Genomic DNA, 1,238 nt, shown 5'->3' on the forward strand with positions numbered 1-1,238 from the left:
TGAGATCATCACCTAACGCGGTGAGATCAAACATGTTGTTAGTATCTCTCTTTACGATGTCAATCACGTGCATCCGAAGGATGTCACGCAAACGTCCAGATTGGACGAGCAAAAGCGCCGTAGCGCTCTTGCTGATCTAATCTATCAGCAGTTTTCGAACCACTTTGGGAGGGTCGTCCGAAACGGGAACTTTACCGATCTGGCACGCAGCACGTTAAGCTTCTCATCTCGAACCGGATCGCGCTTGATCCGCCGATAGGCGCGCCTTTCGGCTAAGGGCCAGTCCAGCTCGTTTAACTCTCGAAAAGCGTCGTAAAAGCGGGAGGCATCTTGATCTGCCTGCGCCCAAGCTTTACCGGGAAGACCTTTGCTACCAGCGTTGCCAATTAGCGTCCGATGCTGGTTTGCATCGATAAGTGCTGCGCTGTTCGCGTATTTGAGATGAACCAAGTAAACACCTTTGGGAAAGGTGAATGGCGTGTCATCCAAACGCTCAGGAGTAGTTTGAATGCCATGGCGCACCAAATGCGTTCCACGTCGAACCGCCCAAGCTTTGCTGTAGTGCCCGGAGAAATGCGCCTCACGCCTGTAGTGCAGGACGTTAGCCTCCGCAGTTAGCGTAGGATCGCCCTCCATTTCAGCGAGGTTCATTCCCAAAGCAAAGAGTGCAGATGCTCTCTTGCGTGAGGCGAACAGGTCGCTGAAATTTGCGTAACGTTCCGGGTCGAAACAAATCAGTTCATCCGCATCCGTGCGGATAACCCAGTCGTATAGCCCACCCAATCCGTCCTGAAGGCCGTTCAGCAGCTGTCCACGAACCCGATCGAAACCAGTCAGGTCACCGCGCGGCACCGTGATCACATTCGCCCGTGGGCAAAGCTCAGAAACCTTCGGATCACGACCATGGGACAGGATGTAAAGATGTTCCGAACCTAGGTGCCGTGAGTAATGCGCGTACCATTGTGATAACGCCCAATAATCGCGGTAAACCATTGTGATCGCACAAATCTTCATGCCTTCTTTTAATCCGTGCGGAACAGAGGCGGCAAGAGAATTCATGGTGGAGCCTAGGAGGATCGAACTCCTGACCTCCTGAATGCAAATCAGGCGCTCTCCCAGCTGAGCTAAGGCCCCAAAGGGGTTCTGCAACTGCAGAAGCGATGGTGGGTCGAGGAGGACTTGAACCTCCGACCTCACGCTTATCAGGCGTGCGCTCTAACCACCTGAGCTACCGACCC

1 protein-coding gene and 2 tRNA genes are annotated in these 1,238 nt (G+C 53.6%); all 3 read right to left on the reverse strand.

All coding sequences use genetic code 11. The annotated features are described in order from the left end of the window. Window positions 1–144: 144 nt before the first annotated feature. The 3 genes from ACGYLD_RS17365 to ACGYLD_RS17375 all read right to left on the reverse strand — a co-directional run bounded on the left by ACGYLD_RS17365 (window position 145) and on the right by ACGYLD_RS17375 (window position 1,238). Window positions 145–1,059, reverse strand: coding sequence for a glycosyltransferase family 2 protein (locus ACGYLD_RS17365; protein ID WP_394403368.1), 915 nt, complete (start codon window positions 1,057–1,059; stop codon window positions 145–147). Then, window positions 1,059–1,134, reverse strand: a tRNA-Ala gene (locus ACGYLD_RS17370). Before ACGYLD_RS17370 ends, ACGYLD_RS17365 begins: the two co-directional genes overlap by 1 nt. Before the next feature lie 27 nt (window positions 1,135–1,161). Beyond that, window positions 1,162–1,238: transfer RNA gene (locus ACGYLD_RS17375), tRNA-Ile, on the reverse strand.

Origin of the sequence: Sulfitobacter sp. 1A12056 (assembly GCF_043558125.1) — a bacterium.
Lineage (GTDB): Bacteria > Pseudomonadota > Alphaproteobacteria > Rhodobacterales > Rhodobacteraceae > Sulfitobacter > Sulfitobacter faviae.

Bases quoted from the DNA above. Each gene is read 5' to 3' on its own strand.
- ACGYLD_RS17365 (WP_394403368.1), bottom strand. From the start codon at position 1,059: ATGAATTCTCTTGCCGCCTCTGTTCCGCACGGATTAAAAGAAGGCATG.